Raw genomic sequence first — 24,342 nt, 5'->3', positions numbered from 1 at the left:
ACCAGCCCGGATGGTTGCTTGAGCGCGCCGCGCCCGCGGCCTACCGTCCGTCCCGCCCGCACCGCGCGGGCGGGACGGACGCCGTGATCGATAAGCTCGAATTCCTCCTGGCGCTCGCCCGCGAGCAGCATTTCGGGCGCGCGGCGGAGACCTGCGGCGTGACCCAGCAGACCCTCTCGGCGGGGGTGAAGAGCCTGGAGGATCGTTTCGGCGTGCGCTTGGTTCAGCGCGGCTCGCGCTTCCAGGGGTTCACGCCGGAGGGAGACCGGGTTCTGGCCTGGGGCCGCCGCATCGTCGGCGATGCCCGCGCCATGCAGGACGACGTGGCCGCCCTCCGCAGGGGCCTTTCGGGCCATCTGCGGATCGCCGCTGTGCCGACGGCGCTGCCGATGGTGGCCGCGCTGACCACGCCGTACCGCGCGCGTTATCCGAACGTGCGCTTCAGCGTACTCTCCACCACCTCGGAAGAGATCTTCTCGCTGATCGACAATCTCGAGGCCGATGCGGGACTGACCTATCTCGACAACGAGCCCCTCGGGCGCGTGACCTCCGTCCCGCTCTACACCGAGCACTACCAGCTCCTGACCGCTGCGGGCGGCCCCTACGACGACCGGGCCAGCGTCACTTGGGCGGAGCTGGCGAAGATCCCGCTCTGCCTGCTGACGCCCAACATGCAGAACCGCCGCATCATCGATCAGCAGATGCGCGCCGCGGGCGGCGAGCCGGCGCCGACGCTCGAATCCAATTCCATGGTCGTGCTGATGACCCATGTGCGCACCCTGCAATGGGCGAGCGTGATGCCGGCCATCCTCGCCGATGCGCTGGGGCCGACCGAGGGTCTGCGGGCGATCCCGATCGTCGAGCCGGACCTGCGCCACGCCATCGGCCTCGTCGCCCCGCGCCGAGACCCGGCGACGCCGATGGTCACCGCCCTCGTCAACGTCGCCCGCGCCGTGGCACGGACCCTCGACGGCGAGGATCCGGTCCCGGCCGTGCTGCACGGCACCGGAACGAGTTGAATATCGAGATCCCAAAGGGATGATCCCTTTGGCGGGGCGCGGGGCAGCGCCCCGCTTCGACGTCCGGTAGGTCAGGCGCCAGGGCGCTGGATCACCGCGCAGAGGGTGAGCGGACCCTGCTCCTTGCGCATGAAGGCACAGGTGACGCGGGCGCCGTCCACCTCGACCGCGCTGTGGCGCTTGTCCTGCGCGCTTGCGCGGGCCTGCCGGGTGGCGTCCCGCAGCCGATCCGGTGCGATCCCCGTGACGGCATGGCCCGCCTGGACGAACAGGGTGTCGTAGGCCTCGGGTGGGGTCTCGCCCTTGTACTGCGCGCCGACGGAGGAGGCGTCGGCGCCCGCGCACGAGAGCGTCAATGATGTCTGCGGCCCGGCCTCGAACCGGGCGAAGTCGGCGCTCCGCTCGGCCACCGACGCGCTCGTTGCCCGTTGCACCCGGTCGATCAGATCGGTGCAGGAATCCTCCGCCATGGCGGGGGAGGCGGCGAGGACAAGGAGGAGGGCAAGGGGACGTGCAAGGGCGCTGCGCATGCCTCCGATGTAGGGCAAACCGGCAAATCCCGCCGCCGGGCCGGGCTGAGGCGTAGCGCCGCTGTGCCTACGGGTGCCAGGGCTCGGCGGGCTCCGCCTCCGCTTCCTCTGCGCCCTGCGTATCGAGCTGGGCCTGGATCGCGCGTAGCGCCTCCTGCACCCCCTGCCCCGAGGCCGCCGAGAGCACCAGCGGCTTGCCGCCCGCCGCCCGCTTCAGCCGGGCGAGCTGCTGCTTGAGGGTTTCGGCATCGAGTGCGTCCGCCTTCGAAAGGGCGACGATCTCGGGCTTGTCGGACAAGCCCTCGCCGTAGGCCTCCAACTCGCGCCGTACCAGCTTGTAGGCCTTGCCGGCATGCTCGCTCGTGCCCTCCACGAGGTGGAGCAGAACCCGGCAGCGCTCGACATGGGCGAGGAACCGGTCACCGAGGCCGACACCCTCATGCGCGCCCTCGATCAGGCCGGGAATGTCGGCGAGCACGAACTCGCGCTCGTCCGAGCGCACCACGCCGAGGCCCGGATGAAGCGTGGTGAAGGGATAGTCGGCGATCTTCGGCTTGGCGGCGGTGACGGTCGCCAGGAAGGTCGATTTGCCCGCGTTCGGCAGGCCGACGAGGCCGGCATCGGCGATGAGCTTGAGGCGCAGGATCAGCCACATCTCCTGGCCTTCCAGGCCGGGATTGGCGTGGCGCGGCGCCCGGTTCGTGGAGGTGGTGAAGTAGGCGTTGCCGAAGCCGCCATTGCCGCCCTTGGCCAGCCGCACCCGCTGGCCGACTTCCGTCATGTCGGCGATCAGCGTCTCGCCGTCCTCGGCGAAGACCTGCGTGCCCGCCGGCACCTGGAGCACCGCGTCGTCGCCTTTGGCGCCGTGGCAGTTCGAGCCCATGCCGTGCTCGCCCTTCTTCGCCTTGAAGTGCTGCCGGTAGCGGTAGTCGATCAGGGTGTTGAGGCCCTGCACGCACTCGATCCAGACATCGCCGCCCCGTCCGCCGTCGCCGCCGTTCGGCCCGCCGAACTCGATGAACTTTTCCCGCCGGAACGAGACGCAGCCGGGACCGCCGTCGCCGGAGCGGACGTAGACCTTGGCTTCATCGAGGAATTTCACGGTGCTTCGCCTTGGATTCGGGACCGGGAGGGCCGGTCAGCTTTCTGTGCGACGGCACTGGCCGTCGAGATTGAGGTACTGGATGCTGCGCAGGCCCGCCTCGAACCATCCGCCTGCATCCGGCTGGCGGCCGTTGGCGCCGCCATCGCCGTAGAGGTTGATCTGGATCGCGCCGTCGGGCGAGCGCAGGGTCGGCGCCTCGCCGTCCCGAGCATAGGTCCAGGTCGGCCGTTCGTCGAACAGGGTCTGCGACCCGTCCGCCTCGCGCTGGAACAGCTGCGCGTAGGCGGTGCCGCCGCTCGGCGGCCCGGCGAAGTAGAACCCGACCTTCGGCGTGCGGCCGGCGAAATTGTAGAACTCGCAGTAGAGGCGCGTTTCTCCCTGCGGTTTCGGCGTGGGTGCCGCCGCGGACTCGATCGGCGGCGTCGGCACCTCGCGGGTGATCGTGAAGATGAGGGCACCCAGCGCAACCGCCGTCAGACCCGCGCCGATGCCGGCGACCGTCCGCGTCCTCATGCCGAGCGTCCTCCCGCTGCGATCCCGCGCCGGTCGAGCCATGTCCTCCGGTCGAGCCGGAAATCGTAACTCGGGACGGCGCCGCCCCGTGCCTCGAAGACCGGCGCCGATTCCCCGGTGCGGTGGAATCCGCACTTCTCCAGCACGCGCTGCGAGCCGCGGTTCTCGATCATCGCGGCGGAGACGAGCGCCGAGTGCCCCGCATAGGCGAAGGCGGCGTCCACCAGCGCCAGCGCCGCTTCGGTCATCAGCCCCTCGCCCCAGAACGGCATGCCGAGCCAATAGCCGAGGCGCGGCTCGGGCTCGTCCGGCCGTCCGGTGACCGAGATCACACCGATCAGCTTCGCGGGCGAGGACCGCCGGCACAGGGCCATGATCAGCCCCTCCCCGGCCGTGTTCGCGGCGCGCGCCCGGATCACGAAGCTCTCCGCCTCGTGCGGCGGAAGCGGGCTCGCAATCCGTGCGGTCTTCTCGGCCATCGCCGGATCGCCGGCGAGCCGCGAGACGGCCTCGGCGTCGCGGGCCATGGGCCAGCGCAACCAGAGCCGTCGCGTCTCGATGCGGAAGACGTCGTCGCGGGTAAGATCGGGGAACATCGTGAGCCGGTCATGCGAGGGCGCGCAGGGGCGCCGTCCGGGACGACGAAGGGGGAGGATGGTGCCCCATCCTCCCCCGTGTTCCGATCCGCTCTCAGCTTCGCATGAAGCCCTAGCGACTCGTCCGCCGGTTCGGTGTGGGACACCGGCGGGACGCTCGCTTCGTCGTCAGCGACAAGCGTCCGCCGTTACTCCGCGGCCTGGGCCAGCGGCACTACGGTTACGAAATCGCGGCCGCGCCGGGTCTCGAACTGCACCTTGCCCGGGACGAGGGCGAACAGGGTATGGTCCTTGCCCATGCCGACGTTCGTGCCGGGGTGCCACTTCGTGCCGCGCTGGCGCACGATGATGTTGCCCGGAATCACGGCCTCGGAGCCGAACTTCTTGACGCCGAGGCGCCGGCCGGCGGAGTCGCGGCCGTTGCGGGATGAGCCGCCTGCTTTTTTGTGTGCCATGGGATTGCTCCGGAATTCTGCTGGATCTGCGTTCGGACGGGCGGCTGATTACTCAGCGGCGGCCGGGGCGGACTCGGCGGCCGGCTCGGCCTTCCGGGTCTTGCGCGGCTCGGCCTTCGAGGTCTTGCCGCCGGCGCTGATCTCGGTGATGCGCACGACCGTGAAGTCCTGACGGTGGCCGCGGCGGCGGCGCGAGTTCTGGCGACGGCGCTTCTTGAAGGCGATGACCTTCCGCGTGCGGCCGTGCTGGACGATCTCGCCGGTGACGCCGATGCCCGACAGGAGCGGGGTGCCGATCTGGGTAGCATCGCCATCGGTGAACAGCAGCACGTCGCCGAAGGTGACGGCGGCGCCGGCCTCACCCTCGATGGTGGCCACGGTGATGACGTCGTTGGCGGCAACGCGATATTGCTTGCCGCCGGTCTTGATGACTGCGAACATCGTTGTCTCTCGTGTTCTGTGCCGACCTCCGGCGCTGGCAGCGCCTGGGCCGTCTTCTTGTTCAGGTCATCCGTGCGGGTCAGGCTGGGCCGTAGGCGCACGAACGCGAAACGCGCGGACTTCGTCGAGGAAGCCGCGCGGTGCCGGCCGGATAGTCGGGAGCACGGCTTCTGTCAAGGCTGGACGAAGACTTGCCTACCGCTTCGTCAGCCCGCCGAGCACGTTCCGCAGGATCGCGTCGCCCACCTCCGTGCCGACCTTGCGCGCCATGGAGCGGGCGGCGTTGCCGATGACCTGCTCGGCCAGACTCGGCGGCGGGCGGCGGGTGCGGCCGGTTCCCTTGCCGGTCCCTTTGCCCTTGGGCGCCTCCTCGCCGCTGCCGAAGATCCCACCGAGCCAGCCACCCAGCATCCCCGAGAGCCCGCCCTCGCTCTGGCCTGCGGCTTCCGCCGGGACCGCATCGAGGTGTTTGCGCTGGGCCAGCATCTCGTAGGCGCTCTCGTTGTCGACCGCTTCGTCGTATTTTCCGCGCAACGGGCTCTGCTGGATCAGCGCGGCGCGCTCGGCCGGTGTCAGCGGCCCGACCCGCCCCTGCGGCGGAGCGATCAGCGCCCGCTCCACGATCGAGGGCGTGCCCTTGGCTTCGAGAAAGCTCACCAGCGCCTCGCCGACGGCGAGTTCGGTGATCGCCTTGCCGACATCGAAGCCGGGGTTCTGGCGGAACGTCTCGGCGGCGGCGCGCACGGCGCGCTGGTCGCGCGGCGTGAAGGCGCGCAGCGCGTGCTGCACCCGGTTGCCGAGCTGGCCCAGCACCGTTTCCGGCACGTCGAGCGGATTCTGCGTCACGAAGTAGACGCCGACGCCCTTCGAGCGGATCAGGCGCACCACCTGCTCCACCGCGTCGAGCAGCGCCTTGGGGGCGTCGTTGAACAGCAGGTGCGCTTCGTCGAAGAAGAACACGAGCTTGGGCTTGTCGAGATCGCCGACCTCGGGAAGCTGCTCGAACAGTTCCGAGAGCATCCACAGCAGGAACGAGGCGTAGAGCCGCGGCCGCTGCATCAGCTTGTCGGCGGCCAGAATGTTGACGAAGCCCCGGCCATCCCGGTCGGTGCGCATGAAGTCTTCGAGGTTGAGCGCCGGCTCGCCGAGGAATTGGTCGGCGCCCTGGTTCTCCAGCACCAGCAGCGCCCGCTGGATCGCACCGATCGAGGCACCCGAAACGTTGCCGTAGGTGGCCGACAGTTCCTTCGCGTTCTCCGACAGGAAGGTGAGGAGCGCGCGCAGATCCTTGAGGTCGATCAGCGGCCACTGGTTCTCGTCGGCGACGCGGAAGGCGATGTTGAGCACGCCTTCCTGGATGTCGTTGAGTTCGAGCAGGCGGGCGAGCAGGAGCGGGCCCATCTCGGTCACGGTGCAGCGGATGGGGTGGCCCTGCTCGCCGAACACGTCCCAGAAGATCGTCGGAAAGCGGTCGGGCTCGTACGCGATCCCGAGTTCCTCGGCACGCTTGACGAAGTGGGGCTTGGCCTCGCCCGCGGCGGCGAGCCCCGAGAGGTCGCCCTTGATGTCGGCGGCGAAGACCGGAACGCCCGCGTTGGAAAAGCCCTCCGCCAGCACCTGCAGCGTCACGGTCTTGCCGGTGCCGGTCGCGCCCGCCACGAGGCCGTGGCGGTTGGCCAGCCGCAGGCTCAGCACCTCGGGCTTTGGTCGCGGCCCCGTGCTCCGGCCGACCAGAATCGTCCCCTCGCCCGCCGCCATGCCGTCCTCGCTCGATCCGTCGCCTTTGTGACGGACAGGGTATGGCGCCCCGCGCCCCCGATCCAGGGCCGAGGGCGCCGGCAACCCTTGATTTCGCCGCCGCCGCATCGGACAGACACGCATCTGCTCAGGAGGAAGCGTTTCATGGAAGAGTTGATTGCCCGCGTGACCAACCGCACCGGGCTCGACGCCGCGACCGCCAAGACAGCGATCGGACACATCCTCGCCTTCCTGCAGAAGGAGGGGCCGGCGACCGAGGTGAGCCAGTTGATGGCCGCGCTTCCGGGCTCCGAGACGGCGATCGCCGAGGCCAATGCCGGCGAGGGCGGCGGCGGGCTGATGGGCATGCTCGGCGGCATGATGGGCGGCGGCGTAATGGCACTCGGCCAGAAGCTGATCTCGGCCGGCGTGCCGATGAACCAGATGCAGCCGCTCGGCCAGGAGCTGTTCGCCTATGGCCGCGAGACCGCCGGCGAGGATGTCATGGGCCCGATCGTCGGCTCGATCCCGGGCCTGAACCAGTTCGTTTGAGGCGGCAGGATCTCGCGATAAGCCCCTGCGATCGTTAGCCGGTTTTCATTCGCCGGCTAGTATCGGGACTTCGCGCGGAGCCTCGCAACGGCTCCGCGCAAGCCTCTGTAGAAACGAGAAGATTTCCGTCATAAAAGCGTGCGGCCTTCGTGATGTTGTCGCCGCGCAAGAGGACGCATCGCGCGGCCTCCCGCGACGGGATCGTGTCGATCATGCTGCCGAATTTTTCCCCGCGCGAGGCCACGGCGGCGTGGAAGGCCGGCTGGGAGACCAAGGTTCAGGCGCCCTTCGCCCGCTTCCGCCAGACCTTCGAGGGCGGTGACCTCGCCCTGCCCGGCGGTGCGCCGATCCTGTTGAAGAACCGGGCCAAGCGCCTTCTGCTGGAACCGGGGCTCGATCCCAGCCTCGGCCGGATCGGTGCGCTCGAAGTGCGGCTCGCCACCACCAAGTCGGAGATCCGTCGGGCGCAGCGCCTGCGCTACCGCGTGTTCTACGAGGAGATGTCGGCGGTGCCGACCGGCATCGCCGCGCTCAAGCGCCGGGATGTCGATGCCTACGATGCGATCTGCGACCATCTCCTCGTGATCGACCACGCCGCGACCGAGGCAAAGCCTTTCCGCAAGGCCCGGCCGAAGGTCGTCGGCACCTACCGGCTGCTGCGCCAGGACCGGGCGGAGGCGCATTTCGGCTTCTACTCCTCGGGCGAGTACGACCTCGCGCCCCTGCTGGAGCGTCATCCGGGAAAGCGCTTCCTCGAACTCGGCCGCTCCTGCGTGCTGAAGCCCTACCGCACCAAGCGCACCGTCGAACTGCTGTGGCACGGCATCTGGGCCTATGTGCAGCACCACCGCATCGACGCGATGCTGGGCTGCGCCAGCCTGGAGGGCACCGATCCGCAGCGGCTGGTGCTGCCCTTGAGCTTCCTCCACCACCATGCCCGCGCGCCCGAGGCGTGGCGGGCCCGCGCCCTGCCGGAGCGTTACGTCGCGATGGACCGGCTGGCGAAGGAGGCGGTCGATCCGAAGGCCGCGCTGATGTCGCTGCCGCCGCTGGTGAAGGGCTATCTCCGGGTCGGGGCGACCTTCGGCGACGGCGCGGTGGTGGACCGCCAGTTCGGCACCACCGACGTGCTCGTGGTGCTGCCGGTCTCAGCCATCGCGGTGCGCTATATCGGCCATTTCGGCGCGGGTGCGGATCGGCACGCCGCCTGACCGAGCCGGGTTGCGGGGCGGGGTGAAGCCGGTTCAGGCAAGCGCCCCTCACCCCGCACGCACCGCCCGAAGGTCATGACCGCCGTCTCCGCCCGTCCCTCCGATCGCGACCGCCTCGGCGCGATGACCGCCGCGATCGCCTGCGTGGCGGTGGTGGGCACGGGGCTCGGCCTGTCGATCCCGCTCCTGTCGCTGGAAATGGAGCGGATGGGCGCATCGAGCGTCGTCATCGGCCTCAACACGGCGATCGCGGGGTTCGCGGCAATCGTCACAGTGCCGTTCGTGCCACGGCTCGCCGCGCGGGTCGGCGTGGTGCGCCTGCTGATCCTGGCGATCGTGCTTGGGGGCTTATGCCTCTCGGCCTTCAAGCTCTTCCCCCACCTCGTGCTGTGGTTCCCCCTCCGCTTCGTCTTCTCGACGACGATGGGCGTACTGTTCGTCCTCTCCGAGTACTGGATCAACGACGCGGCGCCGCCCGAGCGGCGTGGGCTGGTGATGGGGATCTACGCCACGGTCCTGGCCATCGGCTTCGCCATCGGGCCGACCCTGCTGACGCTGCTCGGCACGGAGGGGTTCGCGCCGTATCTCGCCGGTTCGGCCCTGTTCTTCCTCGGCCTCACCCCGCTGGTGCTGGCCCGCAACCTCTCCCCCGATCTCGGTCACGACGAGGGGGCCGGGATCCTGACCTATCTGCGCCTCGCGCCGCTCGCCGTGCTGGCCGCCGCCCTCTACGGGGCGGTGGAGGCAGGCGCCTTCGCCATCCTGCCGCTCTACGGCCTGCGCATCGGCCTCGACGCGAAGACCTCCGCCGCCCTGGTCAGCGCGGTGGCGCTCGGCAACGTACTGTTCCAGATCCCCGTCGGGCTGCTGGCCGACCGCGTGGACCGGCGCCTCGTCCTGCTCGGCGCGAGCCTCGCAGGCGCGCTCGGGGCGGCCCTGATCCCGGCGGCCTCCACCTCGCTGCCGCTGCTCTCCACTCTGCTCTTCGTCTGGGGCGGGATCGTCGGCACGCTCTACACGGTGGGTCTTGCCCATCTCGGAGCCACCTTGCGCGGGCCGGATCTGGCCGGCGCCAACGCCGCCTTCGTGATGCTCTACAACGCGGGGCTGATGCTTGGGCCGCCGCTGATCGGCGGCGGCATGGACCTCCAGCCGCCGCAGGGCTTTGCCGTTGCCCTGAGCCTGCTCTTCGCGCTCTACGCCGTGCCGGTGATCCGGAGTCTCGCTCGGGGACGCGCGGGCTGACGATCGGGTGCGACGGGGCACGGAACGCCGCCGCGGCGGTGCTCGTTATCCCGTCGAAGCTGCACCGTTGCCCCATCCTCCCGACGTGAAGGAATCCGACCCATGAGCCTCATCGGACGCATCGTCACCAAGCTCCTCGGCACCGACGACCGCGTCGTCGCTCGCGACGACCGCAACGCCGGATCGAGCTCTCCGATCGGCCGTCTCGTGACGAAGATCCTGCGCAAGTAAGTCTCGCCGTCACAGCGAGACCCAAGGGCCGGCGGCTCGGACGAGCCGCGCGGCCCTTTTTCTTGCCGGTCGCTCGCCGTTTGCCGGAAATGCTCCCTGGGGTGGCCAATGCGGGATGCGCCCCTTATGCCCCTGGCCCTTCTCCGGTCCCGAATCCTCACAGGTAAGGCTCGGGTTCCTGCCGCGGTTCTCCTCACCGGACCGCGCGACCCGAACTGCGATCATGTCCTCATTGTACGAAGCTGCCCTGGCCGTCCCATCCCCGGCGGTCGAAGTCGATGCAAGCCGAGGCTTGCCGACCTACGTCGTCGGCCAGGATGGGCAGGGCCGCTGGGTCGCCCTGGAGAGCCAAGGCCTCGGCGGCGGCTATTTCCGTAGCCGCGAGGCGGCGTTCCAGTACGCGGTCGGCGAGACCGGACGCCGGGCGGGCGCGGTGCGCCTCAGCGCCGAGCCGCTGCGCATCGCCCTGTGACCGCCGACGGCGGGGTTCAGCGCCCCGCCACCGCCTCGCGCACCACGCTCTTGACCAGGGGCGACGCCGGAACGCTCGGCTTCCAGAACTGGCCGGTGCGGCCAGCCTCGTAGCCGAACTGGTAGAGGTTGCGCATGTAGGCGGTGTCGAAGCCCCGCGACGTGGTAGTCTGCGGTGCGCTCTCGTCGATATAGGTCAGGTTGAAGCCGATCCCGTTGCGCCGGGAGAACACGTCGGTCGCCACCAGCGTCGCCCGCGAGCGGGCCCGGCTCGCGGTGGTGAAGGACTTCTCGACGATCGACAGGGTGTTGTTCTTGGTCACCTCGAATTCGGGTTCGAGGCGGCCGTTGATGACCACGTAGATGTCGGCCTTGCCCGCGTTGCGGAAGCGCCCGTCGCGCATCAGGAAGGATTGCGGCAGCGTGAAGATCGGCGTCACCACCGAGCCGTCCACGTGCATCTCCTGGAAGGCGCGGCCCTCGGCCTGCACGTCGAGGAGCTGGGGCGGGAACACCGCCGGGATGCTCGCCGAGGCGGTGAGCACGTCGGTGAACAGCGAGACGGCGTTGGGCGCGCCGCTGGCGGCGATGGCGCCCATGTTCCAGATCACGGCGCGCTGCGTGTCGAGGTTCGTCGTCACCACGAGCAGGCGGCGGCCCTTGGCATGCTCTTCGGCAATCGCCTGAAGCAGATCGGGCGTGACGTAGCGGGCGATCAGGTTGCGCAGCCGGCCGTCACCGAACAGACCCGAGCCGAACAGCACGTTGGCGATGCTCGGGCTCTGCACCAGCGAGTCGGCGATGCCGCTGGTGTAGATGTCGGTCAGATAGGGATCGTAGGCGGGCCCGAGGAAGGCGAAGGGCGCGATCAGCGCACCGGTCGAGACGCCGGAGACGATGGTGAATTCCGGCCGCTTGCCCGAGGCGGTCCAGCCGTTGAGCACGCCCGCGCCGTAGGCACCGTCACCCCCGCCGCCCGAGAGCGCGAGATAGGCGAAGGCTTGGCGCTTCTTCTGCGGGCCGGCGGCCATCGCCACGAAGTCGGCGGCCCCGGCATCGGCATAGGCCCGCACACCGACCATGCCGGGCACGGTCGCGGCTTCCGCCTCGCTCTCGGTGTAGTTCGTCCGCGGCAGGGAGGAGCAGGCCGCAGCCTGCCCGGCAACCGCCGCGGCGAGAAGCAGGCGCGACCAGCGGAAACCTTTTGGCATCGACATGACCCGAACAAGCCCGATGGAAGGGGGCCAGCTTACACGAAACGAGCTTGGCCGTATTGCGTTCCCGCACGGGACCGTCGCGCTCCGACGCCGGCTGATGCCGTGCTGCCACAACGTGAGCGAGGGGCACCGTACGGGCTCGTATTTCGAGCCCCCCTCCTGCACCGTTTCGCTTGCGCGGGACTGTCGCGGTACGCCGGTACGGTCGCGTGCCCAATCTCTCGGATTTGTCATATGTTCGCGCCGTGCCAGCACGTTAGGATCCCAACGATGTCCGGAGCCGAGCACGAGACCCCGACTGCCTCCTGCGCCCGCGTCGCGGGCGGGCGGTGCCCATGCTGAGCGGATCGGCGATCCTGAGGGTCGGCTTCCTGATCCTGGCGGCGGCGGGTCTGGCCTGGATCATTCAATCGGTCTGGCTGCACGGCCCTGAGCCGGAGGCCGCTGCGCCGGCCGCCGCCACCGTGACACCCGTCCGGCCGTCGGGCGCTGCATCCGCACCGCCTCCGCTCGCGCCGGTGCGCGTGGTGAAGCCGGCCGAGCCCGTACCGGAGCCGTCCCGACCGGTCGCCGAAGCGCCGCCTCCGGCCCTGCCCGCATCGCCGCCGGCCGATCCCGCGCCGTCACCGGCCCCCGCCCCGGTCACGCGGATGGCACCGCCCGAGTCCGACCCCGTGGCCGAGGCGGAAGAGAACGCTCCCCCCGCGGCGGTCTCCTTGATCGACCTCAACACCGCCTCTCTCGCCGAGCTGAACGGTCTGAAGGGTGGCGGCGCCATCGGCCGGACGATCGTCCAGCACCGGCCCTACGCCTCCGTCGATCAGCTCCTCAGCAAACGCGTCCTCAACCGCGCCACCTACCAGCGCATCAAGGATCAGGTGTCGGTGCGGTGACGGCCCGGCTGATCGGGTCACGGTGAGGCCGTCGCCGGAGGGCGCACGCGGTTCGTGGAAAGCCGCCGCCCGTGAGACAACCGAGCGACAAGCGCGGCTCGCAGAAACCGGCGGATCGCTTTTCCGTCCACCGCACCCTGCATCCAACCCTGGCACAGCGCGCGCCGAGGCCCTAAACAGGGAAGACGATCCCGAAAAAGGCCGAGGCCGCTCCATGCAAACGACATCCGGCGCACCGATCCTCCGCCGGGATCTGGGCGTCGAGGAGACGACGGAATCCGACAACATCGTCCGTTGGGACGGCGAGCGGCTCTACGTCGAGCAGGATATCTTCCACAACGGCCAGCTCGTGCACCGCAAATACCGGCGCACCATCACCGAGCCGGTCGCCCGCGTCCTGCAATCGATCCTCAAGCGCTCGCAGCAATGAGGGCGGCGGCGCTCGGCCTGCTCGCGGTGCTGGCCGCCACGCTCTCCTTGCCCCTCGCCGCCGCGCCCGTGGCGGCGCAGGTGCGGGTGACCTTCGTCGCACCCGAGCGCTACACCGATGCCCAGAACCGCTTCGGTTCGGGCCTGTCGCCGCGGGTCGTCCTGGCCGAGATGCGCCGCCTGTTCGAGACGCTCGGCAACCCGGTTCTGGCGCCGGGCCAGACGCTGGACATCGCGGTGCTCGACATCGACCTCGCCGGGCTCGATCAGCCGAGCTTCAGCGCGGCCCAGGGCGTGCGGGTGGTGACCGACATCACCCCGCCCCGCTTCCGCCTGCGCTACGCCCTGAAGGAGCGTGGCCGCACGGTGCTGGCGGCGGAGGAAGCCGTCAGCGACATCAACTTCCTGCTTCGCGCCAACCGCCTCTCGTCCGGGCAGACCTTCTTCTACGAGCGCGAGGTGCTACGGGACTGGTTCCAGGCGCGCTTCGTGCAGCGCCGCCCGCCGCCGGGTTGATCCCGGTTTCGTCACACGCCCAACCTCCGCGCACCCGTCATCCCCGCGCCGTCGATGTCGGCTGCATCTGCGTCGATCGGCGGTGCCCTCGCCCGCGGGCGGCGGATACGGCTGCGTCTGCTCGCCGTGGTCGACAGCGATGACGCGGAGAGGCCGGGAAGGATACCGGAACGGAGCCAGGTCGATGGCAGTGAGTTGACGCTCTACATCACCCGCCGGCTTTCGCCGTGGCGTCCTCGCCCGGCCGGCGCTCGGGTTCGGTCGCTGGCGCGATGAGCCGGGCCTGGAGCGCCGCGGCTCGCTTCGTCGTCTCCGCCCGGAGACGCGCGTCACGGGTGATGAACGATGGAGAGGTTTGCTTGATCGCCCCGCCCCTGCGCTATCGCCTGATGCCCCGTGCCCTCACCGTGATCGTGCCGGAGCCGGTCCGGTGAGACGGGTTGCCCACATTTCCGACCTGCACTTCGGACGCACCGATCCGGCGGTGGTCGAGGCACTCGTCGCCGAGCTGAACCGCGATCCGCCGGACCTGATCGTGGCATCCGGCGACTTCACCATGCGGGCGCGGCGCAAAGAATACGCCCAGGCGCGCGCCTTCCTCGACCGGCTGACCGCATCCTGGATCGCGGTGCCGGGCAACCACGACATCGCCTATTTCAAGCTCTTCACTCGCTTCTTCCATCCGTTCGGCCGCTACCGGCGCTTCATCGCGCGGGAGACCGAACCGACCTTCCTCGACGACGAGATCGCGGTGGTCTGCCTCAATACCGTGCGCACCTGGGCGCCGGAGACGGATTGGTCTCAAGGGAAGATCACCCGAGCGCAGATCGCCCGCACCGAGGAGCGGCTGGCGGCACTGCCGAGGCACGTCTTCCGGATCGTGGTCGGCCACCATCCGTTCATGCCGCCGCCCTGGGACGCGGAGGCCCGCCTCGTCGGGCGCGCCGACGAGGCGCTCGACGCCTTCCGCCGCCACGGCGTCGGGCTCACACTCGCCGGTCATCTCCACCGTCACTATTCCCGCTTCGCCGAGGCGCCGGAGACCGGCATCGAGCCGGGCTTGGTGAGCGTGGATCGTGGGACGGTGCGGGCGGGCGGCGGGCGGCTGCTCGCTGTGCAGGCGGGCTCGGCCACCTCGACGCGGCTGCGCGGCAACGAGCCCAACGCCTATAACCGCATCGTCATCGAGGACGGGCGGGCTACCGTCTCCGTGCGGGTCTGGACCGGCTCGGCCTTCGAGGATGCGCGGGAGGACGATTTCATGCCTGCCCCGGCGGAGGCGGGCGCGGAGGCGCAGGCCGGGCGCTGACCGCCCGGCCAGCCCACGGGATCAAGGCAGCGCCGTCTGCCGCGTGCGCTTGCCCGCAAGGCTGACGGCGAAGGCCACGGCAAGGTTGAGGGCGAGTGCCACCACGCCGATGTTGAGATCCTGCACCGGCCCCGGCAGGCCAGGGAAGAGCTTGGCCAGTGTGTACCCGCCGACCACCGTCACCGCCACCGCGGCCACCCCCGCCAGGATGCCGGCCATCGCCCCCGCCCGCGTGAGCGGGTTGTGGGTCCACAGGCTGAAGAAGAAGGCCGGGAAGAGCTGCGTGACGACCGCGTAGCCGATCAGCAGGAGCTGCACGATGGTCTCGCCGCCGTAGAGGGTAAAGCCGACGCAGGCGATCGCCAACAGCGGCGCGATCCCCTTGGCGAGCTTGCCCGTGGTTGCGTCGGTCGCGTTGCGCGCCAGCGGCCGGTAGAGGTTCTGCGCGATAAGCGTCGAGCCCGCGATCAGGATCATCGAGCCCGGCACCAGCGCGGTCAGTACGCCGGTGGCGCCGATGACACCGACGAACCATGGCGGGAAGGTCTGGAGCGCGATTCTGAACAGTGAGAGATCGACGTCCGGCCCCGTCAGCCCCGGCACCTGCAGCACCGCCGCGAAGCCGGCGAAGAACACGAACAGCAGCATGAGCTGGTAGAGCGGCAGGAACACCGCGTTGCGCCGGAAGGTGCGCGCATCGCTCGCGGTGTAGATCGAGGCGAAGATGTGGGGGAACATCCAGCCGCCCAGCGCCGTGAGCAGCGTGGTCGAGGCGAACCACGTCGCGCTCTGACCGCGATCGGGCAGCGCCAGGAAGCCGGGCTTGGCCGTATCGATCGCGGTGAACATCTCTCCGATGCCGCCGTAGTAGTGATAGGGCAGGTAGACGCCCAAGAAGATCACCACGAACAGGATCATGAAATCCTTGAGCACGGCGGTCCAGGCCGAGCCGCGCACGCCCGACACCATCACGTAGACGGTGAGCACCGCCGCGCCGATCCAGATCGCGAGCGTCTGCGAGATCGCGCCGTAGGAGGCTGTGGCGACGATGATGCCGAGCCCCTTCAGTTGCAGCACCATGTAGGGGACGAGCGCCACGATCCCGACCAGCGCGACGAGGATGCCGAGGCTCCGGCTATCGTAGCGCGCCGCGAAGTAGTCGGGCTGCGAGAACAGGTTGCGCTCCTTGGCGAAGCGCCAGGCCGGCGGCAGGATCCAGTAGGAGATGACGTAGATCAGCGTCAGGTAGCAAAGGATGTAGTAGGTCGGCCCGCCCTTGCCGTAGGCCCAGCCCGAACCGCCGAGGAAGGTGAAGGTGGTGTAGATCTCACCCGCCATCAGCAGGAAGACGAGCAGCGTGCCGAAGCCGCGCTTGCCCACGCTCCACTGCTCCATGTCCATGTCGTGGCCCGAGCGCGCCTTGAGCCCTAAGCCGAGCGCCACCACGACGGCGAGCGCAATGATCGCAAGTGCGGCGTTCATGCCCCCTCCTCCGGTCCCCGGTTGGCGGGATCGGTGAGGTAGATCAGCCCCATGATCGCCGAGGTCGCGACCGTGCAGCCGACGAGCCAGGCCAGCAGCAGCGGCATGCCGAGCACCAGCGGCTCGACTCGGTTGAGGAAGAACGGCCCGGCCAGCATCCCGAGGGCGGGCAAAGCCGCGAGCCATCGAAGCTGCTTCACCGCCGGGCCCTCCCCGGCGATGGTGTGCGGAAATTTTTTCTAATTTTGGTCATGCGCTTCCCGTCGACTGGCCGCGGGAGCATGAGGCAGAATTCGCACCAGCGCGAGAGCTGCCGCGAGGGTCGGCGCCGTCTTTCCCCCTCAAGCCGCCTTTCAAGCAGCCTCCTGGCGGCGGTCCAGCAGGGCCGGCAGGGCGCGCAGGTTGAGCGGCTTGGGCAAGAAGCCGTCGAAGCCCGCTGCGTAAGCCGCGGCGGCGTCCTCACGCCCGCTGTTGGCGGTGAGCGCCACGAGGTGGAGCGGCGTCGCGCCGGTCTCGGCCTCGCGGGCGCGGATGCGGCGGGCGACCTCCAGGCCGTCGAAGCCGGGCATGCGGATGTCGATCAGCGCGAGGTCGAACGGCCCCTGCCCTTCGGCCGCCGCCAGCGCCTCGAGCCCATCGCGGGCGTGGATCACCTCTGCGCCGAGCCGCTCCAGCGCCTTGGTGGCGAGCAGCGCGTTGATCGGGTTGTCCTCCGCCAGCAGCACGCGGCGGCCCGGCGCGGCGGCCTTGCCTCGTGCAGTCTCGGCCGGTTCAGGCCGGCCCGGTGCGTCGGCCGGGCTGCGGGCCGGGGTGGGCCGCGGCTCCAGCAGGCGGTCGAACAGCGAACGGGTGCGCACCGGCTTGATCAGGTAGCTGTCGAAGCCCGCCGCGTTCGGGGCTCCGAATTCCCGCCGGTCGAAGGGCGAGAGCAGGATCAGGCTGCAGCGCACGCCGCTTCGGGCGGCTTCGGCCGCGAGCCGCCGCACGCCGGCGTCGCCGAGGCTGCGGTCGGCGATGAGCGCGTCGAAGGCGACACCGGAGAGCGCATCGAGGCCGGCTTCCGCGCTGTCCACGACCACCGCCGCCGCGCCCGAGCGGCTGAGCCGCCGGGCCAGGAACGGCGCCTGATACGGCGAGGCCGCCACGATCAGCACCTTGCGCGGTGCGAGGCTCGGCGTCTCGGGCAGCGTCGCGTCGTCCGCCGCCGGTAGGGGCAGCACGACCCGGAAGGTCGAGCCGCGTCCCACCGTCGAGCGCGCCTCGATCGTGCCGTTCATCCGCTCGACGAGGCGGCGGGTGATGGCGAGGCCGAGGCCCGTGCCCTCGTGGCTCGCGCTGTCGTCGCCCTGCTCGAACTCCTCGAACAGGATCGGGATGCGCTCTTCCGGGATGCCCGGCCCGGTATCCTCGACCGTGAGGACGAACCCCTCCCCCGGACCCTGCCCCTGCCGGGCGAGGCTGACGCCGACACCGCCGGTTTGTGTGAACTTGATGGCGTTGCCGGCCAGATTCACGAGGATCTGGCGCACCCGGTCGGCATCGCCCACGCGTAAAGCCGCGAGGTCGTCGGCGATGTCGAGGGCGATCTCCAGGCCCTTGTCCTGCGCCCGCGGGGCCAGCAACTCGACCACGCCCTCGACCAGGGCGGCGACGTCGAAAGGTTCGGCGGCGAGATCGAGGCGGCCGGCCTCGATACGGGAGAAATCGAGGATGCCGTCCACGAGGCCGAGCAGCGCCTTGCCGCTGGTGCGGAACGCCTCGACATAGGTGCGCTGCTCGGGGTCGAGCGGCGTGTCGAGCAGCAGGTCGGCCATGCCGAGGATGCCGTTCAACGGCGTGCGCAGCTCGTGGCTGACGGTGGCGAGGAAGCGGGATTTGGCGACGTTGGCGGCCTCCGCCCGGCTCTTCGCCTCGTCGAGGGAGCGCGCCGCCTCGACGCGCGCGGTGACGTCCTGGCCCGCTCGCAGCCAGTTCGGGCCGTCGGCGCTGCCGGCCGCCGGCATCTCGACGAAGGAGAACCAGCGCGGCACGCCGTCCACCGGCACCAAGCGCTCCTCGACCACCCGCACACCGTCGGCGCGCTGCTCGCTCGCGCCGCGCTCGATCACCTGCGGGCTCAGCGTCGAGCCGATCAGTTCCAGCGGCTTCATACCGAGCAGCGCGGCAAACCCTTCGCTGGCGAAAGTGATCCGCCCCTGCCCGTCCCGCTGCACCACGGCCTCGGTCGTGGCCTCGACCAGCACCCGGTAGCGTTCCTCGCTCTCGGCGATCTGCCACAGCCGGTCCTGGAGCGCCTCCGTCGTGTCGGATTCCGGCACGACGAACTCGCGGCGGCGGAGCGACACCAGGATCAGCGCCAGCATCGCGGCCGCGATGCTCAGGCCCATCACGCTCACCGCAAGGGTCATCGGTTCCACGTCAGTCTCCCCAAGTCCGGCCGTTGCCGGACGCCGGCTCGTCAGGGGAGCGACAGTGCCAGCCGCGCGTGAAGCGCCGCTTGAGAAAGAGGCTTAAGGGGGGATGAGCGGGACCGCTCGATTGTTGCCGATGCGGTGCCGCCTTGCTTCAGCGACGACAAGGTCGCCGAAGCCCCCTCCCCGCAAGCGGGGCGAGGGGATGCACGCAACCGGCCCGATCCGTTCGGACCCGGCTCACACCTCTGGAAATCGCCTCAGCAGTGCGTCGCCATTGAGCCGGAGCGCGGCGCCGACCTCGGCCAGAGCCGCGTGCTCCTCGCGGCCGATGCCCTCGTGGTCGGCGACATCGGCAGCGATGAGGAAGACGTTGCGGCGCTGCTCCTCCGGCCGCTCGGCGATCGCGCCGATCCGCACGAGGTTCTCCGCGCGGCCGGCACGGGTGCGGGCGCGGCCGAGCCCTTCGTAGAGCGCGTGTTCCAGCATCAGGCTATCGTAGCCCTTCTCGATGATCGGGTTCGCCCGGATGCCGGCGAGCGCCGTCTCGAATTCCTCGGTCATCAGCTCGCCGTCGGCGACCGCGACGTTGGCGCAGGCCGAGACTGCCGCCTGCATCAGCGTCTCGTCGCCGGCATAGGCCTTGAGGGTGGTGCGGAAGCGCTCGACCGCGTCGTGAAGAAGGCCCATGACCTGAACGAAACCCTGCCCGACAAAACCTGATCTCAGAGCCCGGACAACGGGGATGCCGGTCAAACGATCCGCGCGCTGTCCCGCACCCGCGCCTCGGCTGCCTCGATCGCCTCCGGCGTGCCGACATGCAGCCACTGCCCGTCGAGGCGCAGGCCCTGGAGCCGGTTGCGTTGGATCGCCCGGTCGAACAGCAGGGTGAGCGAGAACGACCCCTCCGGCGTGTCGGCGAACAGTTCCGGCTTCACGATCGCCACGCCGGCATAGATGAAGGGCGCGACCTCGCGTTCGCCGCGCCAGCTCAGCCGGCCGTCCGCGTCCATATAGAAGTCGCCCGCCCCGTCGTAGCCGAGACTCGTCGCAGTCGGGGCGACGAGGAGCAGGATGTCCGTCGTGTCGGGGTTCCAGGCCTCGATCAGTCGGCCGAGATTGGGCCGCGGCCCCTCGAGCCAGAACGAATCCGAGTTGAACACCACGAAGGGTTCGCCGTCGAACCGGTCGAGCGCCTTCTTCACCCCGCCGCCGGTCTCCAGCAGCGCGTCCCGCTCGTCCGAGACCACAATGGCCGGGGCTCCCGTGCGGTGGGAGAGATGGCCCTCCATCAGGTCGGCAAGCCAGTGGACGTTGACCACCGCGGTCTCGATGCCGCCCGCCGCCGCCCGGTCGAGGGCGTGGTCGATCAGCGCCTTGCCGGCCACCTCGACGAGGGGCTTGGGCAAAGTCGCGGTGATCGGGCGCATGCGCTTGCCCAGGCCCGCCGCGAGCACGAAGGCGCGGGTGACGTTTTTTTGATTTTGCTCGTCGCTCATCACGCGCTCACGGGCCGGTTCGAGAGGTGCGCTCAGGGCGCGGCGAGGTCGATGTCCGGCCGCGGGGCGACGAGGCTCGGCAGGTGGGTCTCGTGCCACGCCCGCACCGAGGCCAGCGCCGGATGGGCGAGGTTGCGCGCAAGGTAGCCCTCGATCCGTGGCAGGTGGGCGAGGTAGCCCGGCTTGCCGTCGCGCTTATCGAGCCGGGCGAAGATGCCGAGGATCTTGGTGGCGCGCTGCGCCGCCAGCACCGCGTAGGCACGGGCGAAGGCCTGCATGTCGAAGCCGATATCCCGCCCGCGGCGCTCGCGGATGTAGAGGCCGAGCAGGCGCAGCTCGAAATCGGCGCTGGCATCCACCCGCGCGTCCTGGAGCAGCGAGGCGACGTCGTAGGCCGGATGCCCCATCACCGCATCCTGGAAGTCGATGACCCCGACCCGCTCCAGCCCGGTCCGCTCGGGGAGCCAGATCAGGTTGGGCGAGTGGTAGTCGCGCAGGGTCCAGGTGGCGGGCTCGGCGATCAGGTCCTTCAGCACCTCGGCCCACAGGTCGCGGAAGGTGCTCCGCGCCGCCGGTGACAGGCTCGTGCCGCGGATCGCGGGGGCGTACCATTCGGGCAGCAGCTCCGCCTCGAACAGCAGGGCCTCGAGGTCGTAGGGCGGGATGACGTGGTCGATCCCCTCGCTCACCGGCACGGTCGTCGGCAGATCGGTAGCATGGAGCTTGGCCAGCAGCCGGACGGCCTCGGCGTAGCGCTCGGGGCGCGGCGCGCCGTTCTCGATCACCGGCTCGGCGCCGAGATCCTCCAGGATCAGCAGGCCGGCATCGAGGTTCTCGCCCAGGATCTTCGGCGCGGAGAAGCCGATCGCGCGCAGCGCCCGATCCATGCCGACGAAGGCGTGGACGCTCTCGGCGAGCTTGACCACGGCACTGTAGGGCTTTCCGTCCTTCACCGGCGGCCCGTCGGGCCGGGGCGGCGAGATCATCAGCACGGCGGTCTCGCCGCCCGGCTGCACCAGCCGCTCGTAGGCGCGCGACGAGGCATCGCCCTGCATCAGCACCCGGTCGGCCTCGTCCCAGCCGCTGCGGGCGAGCAGGGCCCGGATGGCGCGGGCGCGTGTCAGCCGCTCGCGCATCTCGTCCGTGCCGTCGATCCGCACGAGGCGGGCCTCCTCGCCGAACTCCGCCCGCAGGGACAGTTCGACCATCAGGGTGGGGTTGTCGCGGGTGCCCAAGCGCTCGGGCCACTCGACCAGGGTGATCGCGGTCTCGGAGAGTTCGTCGAAGCCGAGTTCCACCAGTTCGTCGGGCCCGCGCAGGCGGTAGAGGTCGGCGTGAATCACGCTGCGGCCGGTGCGGGTCTCGTAGGGCTGGATCAGGGTGAAGGTCGGGCTCGGCACTTCGAGCCGCGGATCGCCGGCCAACTCGCGGATCATCGCGCGGGCGAGCGTGGTCTTGCCCGCGCCGAGCCCGCCGGACAGGGCCACGAGATCGCCGGGCATGAGGATGCCGGCGAGGAACGCGGCCATGTCCTCGGTCGCACCCTCCTCGGGCAGCAGCACCTCCCAGGCGGCGCGCCGCGGCGTCGCTGCCGGCTGCGCCTCGCCTTGCGACGGGCCGGGCCGCGGGCTTCCCGCCATGCCGTCCGGATCCTCGCTCAACGCCCCAATCCTCCGCAACGCCGCGAACGGCCACCCCGATCAGGGTTAAGCCTCAACCCTTCTAGCGGGGGATGTTTAACCATTTTCAGCAGCCGCGGTGAGCCCCGACCCTCGGCGTCGGCCAATCTCATCCCGATTCCGTGAACGCCCGGTCCTACTCGGCGGCCTCGGCGAGATCGCCATTGCCCGGCGGCGGTTCTACGGGAAAGAGGCAGGTGACGCGCGTGCCCGTCCCCGGTGCCGAGTGGATCTCGACCCGGCCGCCGTGCAGCTCGACGAAGGAGCGCACGATCGAGAGGCCGAGGCCGACGCCGCGATGCTTGGTGCCCAGCGTGTTGCTCTCGAACCGGTCGAACACCCGGTCGATGACCTCGGGCGCGATGCCGCGTCCGCGATCGGTCACTGTCAGGCGCAGCGCCGTCCCCTCACGCCGCGCCTCGACACGGACCTGCTGGCCGGGCGCGGAGAAGCCGACCGCGTTGGAGAGCAGGTTGAACAGGATCTGGCGCACCCGCTTGCCGTCGGCGAAGACGCTGCCGACTCCCTCCGGCACGTCGAGGTCGAGGCCGATATCGGATTCCGCCAGCCGATCCTCGATGCCGCGGATGGCGGCCTCCACGGTGGCGCGCACGTCGATGGTCTCGCGCTGGAGTTCGAGCGATCCGGCATCGATCGAGGCGAGGTCGAGGATGTCGTTGATGATGACGAGCAGCGCGGCCGACGAGCGCATGATGTGCTCGGAATATTCGCGCTGGCGCTCGTTCAGAGCGCCGACCGTCTCGTCGCCGAGGAGCTGGGTGAAGCCGATGATGTTGGTGAGCGGCGAGCGCAGCTCGTAGGAGACGTGGTGGACGAAGGTGTCGCGCAGCTGCGAGGCGCGCTCCAAGGCGTCGTTCTTCTCGGTCAGCGCCCGCTCCACGTTGGCGCTCGCGGTGACGTCGATGAAGGTCAGCAGCGTCGCGCCGAGCGGCAGCGGCTGCGAGGAGCAGTCGAGCACCGTGCCGTCGTTGATGTCGAGGCGGCAGCCATGGCCGCTGCGGGTCTCGGACAGGCCGGTGACCGACTGGCGGATGCCGGCCCAGGGGCTCTGGTCCGGGGTCAGCGCCCGGCAGGCGGCGATCACCGCATCGACATGCGGCTTGCCCGCGAGCGTCGCCGGGTCGAGGCGCCAGGTCGCGGCAAAGGCGCGGTTGGCCACCGTCAGGCGCCCGTCGGCGCCGAACACCGCCACCGGCTCCTTGAGGGCTTCCAGGGTCTCGGCCTGCTCCTTCATCAGCGCGTCGTAGCGCGAGGCGAGCTTCATGCTCTCCGAGACGTCGTGGTAGAGATAGGTCAGGCCGCCCTGCGGGTTGGGGTCGGCGACGACGCGCAGCGTCCGCCCGTCCGGCAGGTACCAGGGCGTGTCGGTGGGCTCGACCGCGCGGTAGGCGGCGAGCACATCGGTCTTCCACGAGCGGAAATCGGCCTGCTCGGGCAGCTTGCGCGCGGCGCGCAGGCGGTCGAGGATCTCGCCGTCGAGCGGGCGGCCTTCGAGGAAGGCCGGGTCGAGGTCCCACAGCCGCTGATAGGCGGCGTTGTGGAAGATCAGGCGCTGGCGCGCGTCGAACATCGCCACCGCGGTCGGCAATTGGTCGAGGGTGCGGACGTTGGCGTCCATCTGCCGTTGCAGGTCGGCCCGTACGCTCTCCAGCTCCGAGACATCGACGGCGATGCCGACCCGGCCGGTTTCCAGCGTGCTCTCGCTGACATCGAGGGTGCGGCGCGCGCCCGCCACCACCGCCGAGAGGCGCAGGGCCTGTGCGGGCAGGCCCGGCCGGCGCGCCTGCCGGACGATCTGCTCGCGGGCGCCCCGGTCGAGCAGTTCGAGGCCGTGGCTCAGGGCGGCCTCGCGGTTCGGGGCCTCCACGGCGGCGGCGTAGGCTGCGTTGACGAAGGCGAGCGTCCCGTCCGGGCTCCGGTGCCAGATCGGCTGCGGCAGCGCGTCGAGCAGGCCCGCCAGCGCGGACAGGCCGCGTTTGGCCTCTTCCAGCGTGTGGCGCAGCTCGATCAGCTCGCGGCGCTCGTCGGTGGTCTCGCGCAGGCGCAGCAATGCCCGCCCGCCGACCGCCTGACCCTGCGCCTCGATGTAGCGCCCGGCGAGGCTGCGCAGGTTCATCCGGAAGCCGGTGCCACGCTCGCGCAGCGTCGCGACGGCGGAGTCGAGCAGTTGCGCGTCCTGCGGCGCGAGCCACGTGCCGAAGGCAAGCAGGTGCCGGGAGCCGCCCTGAAGCCCGCGCGGATCCTGATGTCGGGGATCTTGATTTCGCAGATCCTGATTGCGCAGATCTTGGGCAAAGCCCGCATCGCCCACGATCGCCGGCTCGCCGCGCCCGGCCCAGGCGACGAGGACCTGACGCTCGGAATGGAGCAGCATCTCGGCGCGGTCATGTGCGCCGCGAAGATGGGCGAGTTCGTCTTGAAGCGCGCGCTCCTTGCGCGTCCAGCCGACGCGCTCGCGCAGATAGACCAGCGACAGGATGGTCGCGAACAGGATCAGGCCGAGGACGACGGCGAGGCCGGCCACGTTGTGCGTCTGCATCGCTCCCAGCATCGGCCTCGCTTCAATGGACGGAGCGCCCTCGGCGAGTGCCGCGACCGGCGCCGCGACGACGAGGACGCCGACGCGCGACAGGGCGCGCGCCGCCCGTTCCAGACCCATGTCCCGCCCCCACCCCAAACCCGGCACGCTCCGCAGGCCCTCGGGCCCACGCCTGGAAAGCTCCCGGACGGCACCGGGCAAATACCCACCGCCGCGACCGGCTTGCCGCCGCCGCGCGGGC

At 70.2% G+C, this 24,342-nt stretch carries 24 protein-coding genes and 1 pseudogene; 10 read left to right on the top strand and 15 right to left on the bottom strand.

What is annotated here, in order from left to right:
• The first annotated feature begins 83 nt into the window (after nucleotides 1–83).
• Nucleotides 84–1,019, top strand: coding sequence for a LysR family transcriptional regulator (locus J2W78_RS06780; protein WP_253369144.1), 936 nt, complete (start codon nucleotides 84–86; stop codon nucleotides 1,017–1,019).
• A 71-nt stretch (nucleotides 1,020–1,090) separates the two neighbouring features.
• Here the strand turns inward: J2W78_RS06780 and J2W78_RS06775 are convergent, their stop codons facing one another.
• From J2W78_RS06775 to J2W78_RS06745, 7 genes and pseudogenes are all read right to left on the bottom strand, one after another.
• On the bottom strand, nucleotides 1,091–1,549 hold the full coding sequence (locus J2W78_RS06775; protein WP_253369142.1) for a hypothetical protein: 459 nt from the start codon (nucleotides 1,547–1,549) through the stop codon (nucleotides 1,091–1,093).
• Between the two features lie 67 nt (nucleotides 1,550–1,616).
• Complete coding sequence (gene obgE, locus J2W78_RS06770; protein WP_253369140.1) at nucleotides 1,617–2,651, bottom strand: GTPase ObgE; 1,035 nt, start codon at nucleotides 2,649–2,651, stop codon at nucleotides 1,617–1,619.
• A 36-nt stretch (nucleotides 2,652–2,687) separates the two neighbouring features.
• Nucleotides 2,688–3,167, bottom strand: coding sequence for a hypothetical protein (locus J2W78_RS06765; RefSeq protein WP_253369138.1), 480 nt, complete (start codon nucleotides 3,165–3,167; stop codon nucleotides 2,688–2,690).
• Complete coding sequence (locus J2W78_RS06760) at nucleotides 3,164–3,763, bottom strand: GNAT family N-acetyltransferase (RefSeq protein WP_253369136.1); 600 nt, start codon at nucleotides 3,761–3,763, stop codon at nucleotides 3,164–3,166. The genes J2W78_RS06765 and J2W78_RS06760 overlap by 4 nt, the downstream gene beginning before the upstream one ends.
• Before the next feature lie 188 nt (nucleotides 3,764–3,951).
• Entirely contained in the window at nucleotides 3,952–4,218 is a 267-nt protein-coding gene (gene rpmA, locus J2W78_RS06755; protein WP_003603089.1) for a 50S ribosomal protein L27, read from the bottom strand.
• Between the two features lie 132 nt (nucleotides 4,219–4,350).
• Nucleotides 4,351–4,659, bottom strand: a pseudogene (rplU, locus tag J2W78_RS06750) (50S ribosomal protein L21); the annotation flags it as partial.
• Between the two features lie 195 nt (nucleotides 4,660–4,854).
• Complete coding sequence (locus J2W78_RS06745) at nucleotides 4,855–6,417, bottom strand: helicase HerA-like domain-containing protein (RefSeq protein ID WP_253369134.1); 1,563 nt, start codon at nucleotides 6,415–6,417, stop codon at nucleotides 4,855–4,857.
• A 144-nt stretch (nucleotides 6,418–6,561) separates the two neighbouring features.
• Here J2W78_RS06745 and J2W78_RS06740 point away from each other — a divergent pair, with 144 nt between their 5' ends.
• The 5 genes from J2W78_RS06740 (at nucleotide 6,562) to J2W78_RS06720 (ending at nucleotide 10,107) form a co-directional block, all read left to right on the top strand.
• Entirely contained in the window at nucleotides 6,562–6,948 is a 387-nt protein-coding gene (locus J2W78_RS06740; protein WP_253369132.1) for a DUF2267 domain-containing protein, read from the top strand.
• A gap of 212 nt (nucleotides 6,949–7,160) precedes the next feature.
• Entirely contained in the window at nucleotides 7,161–8,159 is a 999-nt protein-coding gene (locus J2W78_RS06735; RefSeq protein ID WP_253369130.1) for a GNAT family N-acetyltransferase, read from the top strand.
• A 75-nt stretch (nucleotides 8,160–8,234) separates the two neighbouring features.
• Entirely contained in the window at nucleotides 8,235–9,404 is a 1,170-nt protein-coding gene (locus J2W78_RS06730) for an MFS transporter (RefSeq protein WP_253369128.1), read from the top strand.
• Nucleotides 9,405–9,506: 102 nt separating this feature from the next.
• The gene (locus J2W78_RS06725; protein ID WP_253369126.1) at nucleotides 9,507–9,635 is read left to right on the top strand and encodes a TFIIS helical bundle-like domain containing protein; all 129 of its coding nucleotides are present in this window, start codon (nucleotides 9,507–9,509) and stop codon (nucleotides 9,633–9,635) included.
• Between the two features lie 223 nt (nucleotides 9,636–9,858).
• Nucleotides 9,859–10,107 (top strand): hypothetical protein, encoded by a 249-nt coding sequence (locus J2W78_RS06720; protein ID WP_253369124.1) that lies wholly within the window; start codon nucleotides 9,859–9,861, stop codon nucleotides 10,105–10,107.
• 16 nt (nucleotides 10,108–10,123) lie between these two features.
• Here J2W78_RS06720 and J2W78_RS06715 read toward each other — a convergent pair whose 3' ends face one another.
• Nucleotides 10,124–11,317 carry a patatin-like phospholipase family protein gene (locus J2W78_RS06715; protein ID WP_253369122.1) on the bottom strand — a complete coding sequence of 398 codons (1,194 nt, stop codon included), beginning with the start codon at nucleotides 11,315–11,317 and terminating at the stop codon, nucleotides 10,124–10,126.
• A gap of 341 nt (nucleotides 11,318–11,658) precedes the next feature.
• Between J2W78_RS06715 and J2W78_RS06710 the strand changes: the two genes are divergently transcribed.
• The 4 genes from J2W78_RS06710 to J2W78_RS06695 all read left to right on the top strand — a co-directional run bounded on the left by J2W78_RS06710 (nucleotide 11,659) and on the right by J2W78_RS06695 (nucleotide 14,470).
• Complete coding sequence (locus tag J2W78_RS06710) at nucleotides 11,659–12,216, top strand: ComEA family DNA-binding protein (RefSeq protein ID WP_253369120.1); 558 nt, start codon at nucleotides 11,659–11,661, stop codon at nucleotides 12,214–12,216.
• Between the two features lie 214 nt (nucleotides 12,217–12,430).
• On the top strand, nucleotides 12,431–12,646 hold the full coding sequence (locus J2W78_RS06705; RefSeq protein ID WP_056197498.1) for a hypothetical protein: 216 nt from the start codon (nucleotides 12,431–12,433) through the stop codon (nucleotides 12,644–12,646).
• A complete protein-coding gene (locus J2W78_RS06700; RefSeq protein WP_253369119.1) occupies nucleotides 12,643–13,161 on the top strand; it encodes a DUF3016 domain-containing protein in 519 nt (172 codons plus the stop codon). The genes J2W78_RS06705 and J2W78_RS06700 overlap by 4 nt, the downstream gene beginning before the upstream one ends.
• Nucleotides 13,162–13,591: 430 nt before the next feature.
• Complete coding sequence (locus J2W78_RS06695) at nucleotides 13,592–14,470, top strand: metallophosphoesterase family protein (protein WP_253369117.1); 879 nt, start codon at nucleotides 13,592–13,594, stop codon at nucleotides 14,468–14,470.
• Nucleotides 14,471–14,491: 21 nt separating this feature from the next.
• Here the strand turns inward: J2W78_RS06695 and J2W78_RS06690 are convergent, their stop codons facing one another.
• From J2W78_RS06690 to J2W78_RS06660, 7 genes are all read right to left on the bottom strand, one after another.
• Entirely contained in the window at nucleotides 14,492–15,952 is a 1,461-nt protein-coding gene (locus J2W78_RS06690) for a sodium:solute symporter family protein (RefSeq protein ID WP_253369114.1), read from the bottom strand.
• Nucleotides 15,949–16,152, bottom strand: coding sequence for a DUF3311 domain-containing protein (locus tag J2W78_RS06685; RefSeq protein WP_253369112.1), 204 nt, complete (start codon nucleotides 16,150–16,152; stop codon nucleotides 15,949–15,951). The genes J2W78_RS06690 and J2W78_RS06685 overlap by 4 nt, the downstream gene beginning before the upstream one ends.
• A gap of 153 nt (nucleotides 16,153–16,305) precedes the next feature.
• A complete protein-coding gene (locus J2W78_RS06680; protein WP_253373986.1) occupies nucleotides 16,306–18,360 on the bottom strand; it encodes an ATP-binding protein in 2,055 nt (684 codons plus the stop codon).
• Nucleotides 18,361–18,603: 243 nt separating this feature from the next.
• A complete protein-coding gene (locus J2W78_RS06675) occupies nucleotides 18,604–19,053 on the bottom strand; it encodes a tellurite resistance TerB family protein (RefSeq protein WP_003606025.1) in 450 nt (149 codons plus the stop codon).
• Nucleotides 19,054–19,115: 62 nt separating this feature from the next.
• Nucleotides 19,116–19,862, bottom strand: a complete 747-nt coding sequence (locus tag J2W78_RS06670; RefSeq protein ID WP_253369111.1) for a nucleotidyltransferase family protein — start codon at nucleotides 19,860–19,862, stop codon at nucleotides 19,116–19,118.
• A gap of 32 nt (nucleotides 19,863–19,894) precedes the next feature.
• Entirely contained in the window at nucleotides 19,895–21,523 is a 1,629-nt protein-coding gene (gene tsaE, locus J2W78_RS06665) for a tRNA (adenosine(37)-N6)-threonylcarbamoyltransferase complex ATPase subunit type 1 TsaE (RefSeq protein WP_253369109.1), read from the bottom strand.
• 154 nt (nucleotides 21,524–21,677) lie between these two features.
• Nucleotides 21,678–24,221 carry a sensor histidine kinase gene (locus J2W78_RS06660; RefSeq protein WP_253369107.1) on the bottom strand — a complete coding sequence of 848 codons (2,544 nt, stop codon included), beginning with the start codon at nucleotides 24,219–24,221 and terminating at the stop codon, nucleotides 21,678–21,680.
• Nucleotides 24,222–24,342 lie beyond the last annotated feature (121 nt).

Source organism: Methylorubrum extorquens (assembly GCF_024169925.1).
Lineage (GTDB): Bacteria > Pseudomonadota > Alphaproteobacteria > Rhizobiales > Beijerinckiaceae > Methylobacterium > Methylobacterium extorquens_A.
This window is presented reverse-complemented; position numbering and strand designations above follow the sequence as displayed.

Excerpts from the sequence above, each read along its gene's own strand:
- rpmA (WP_003603089.1), bottom strand. The coding sequence starts at position 4,218 with ATGGCACACAAAAAAGCAGGCGGCTCATCCCGCAACGGCCGCGACTCC.
- J2W78_RS06775 (WP_253369142.1), bottom strand. The coding sequence starts at position 1,549 with ATGCGCAGCGCCCTTGCACGTCCCCTTGCCCTCCTCCTTGTCCTCGCC.
- J2W78_RS06720 (WP_253369124.1), top strand. The coding sequence starts at position 9,859 with ATGTCCTCATTGTACGAAGCTGCCCTGGCCGTCCCATCCCCGGCGGTC.
- J2W78_RS06675 (WP_003606025.1), bottom strand. The coding sequence starts at position 19,053 with ATGGGCCTTCTTCACGACGCGGTCGAGCGCTTCCGCACCACCCTCAAG.
- J2W78_RS06680 (WP_253373986.1), bottom strand. The coding sequence starts at position 18,360 with ATGACCCTTGCGGTGAGCGTGATGGGCCTGAGCATCGCGGCCGCGATG.
- J2W78_RS06660 (WP_253369107.1), bottom strand. The coding sequence starts at position 24,221 with ATGGGTCTGGAACGGGCGGCGCGCGCCCTGTCGCGCGTCGGCGTCCTC.
- J2W78_RS06765 (WP_253369138.1), bottom strand. The coding sequence starts at position 3,167 with ATGAGGACGCGGACGGTCGCCGGCATCGGCGCGGGTCTGACGGCGGTT.
- J2W78_RS06715 (WP_253369122.1), bottom strand. The coding sequence starts at position 11,317 with ATGCCAAAAGGTTTCCGCTGGTCGCGCCTGCTTCTCGCCGCGGCGGTT.
- J2W78_RS06700 (WP_253369119.1), top strand. The coding sequence starts at position 12,643 with ATGAGGGCGGCGGCGCTCGGCCTGCTCGCGGTGCTGGCCGCCACGCTC.
- J2W78_RS06740 (WP_253369132.1), top strand. The coding sequence starts at position 6,562 with ATGGAAGAGTTGATTGCCCGCGTGACCAACCGCACCGGGCTCGACGCC.
- J2W78_RS06705 (WP_056197498.1), top strand. The coding sequence starts at position 12,431 with ATGCAAACGACATCCGGCGCACCGATCCTCCGCCGGGATCTGGGCGTC.
- J2W78_RS06730 (WP_253369128.1), top strand. The coding sequence starts at position 8,235 with ATGACCGCCGTCTCCGCCCGTCCCTCCGATCGCGACCGCCTCGGCGCG.
- J2W78_RS06670 (WP_253369111.1), bottom strand. The coding sequence starts at position 19,862 with ATGAGCGACGAGCAAAATCAAAAAAACGTCACCCGCGCCTTCGTGCTC.
- J2W78_RS06725 (WP_253369126.1), top strand. The coding sequence starts at position 9,507 with ATGAGCCTCATCGGACGCATCGTCACCAAGCTCCTCGGCACCGACGAC.
- J2W78_RS06710 (WP_253369120.1), top strand. The coding sequence starts at position 11,659 with ATGCTGAGCGGATCGGCGATCCTGAGGGTCGGCTTCCTGATCCTGGCG.
- J2W78_RS06745 (WP_253369134.1), bottom strand. The coding sequence starts at position 6,417 with ATGGCGGCGGGCGAGGGGACGATTCTGGTCGGCCGGAGCACGGGGCCG.
- J2W78_RS06760 (WP_253369136.1), bottom strand. The coding sequence starts at position 3,763 with ATGTTCCCCGATCTTACCCGCGACGACGTCTTCCGCATCGAGACGCGA.
- J2W78_RS06735 (WP_253369130.1), top strand. The coding sequence starts at position 7,161 with ATGCTGCCGAATTTTTCCCCGCGCGAGGCCACGGCGGCGTGGAAGGCC.
- J2W78_RS06690 (WP_253369114.1), bottom strand. The coding sequence starts at position 15,952 with ATGAACGCCGCACTTGCGATCATTGCGCTCGCCGTCGTGGTGGCGCTC.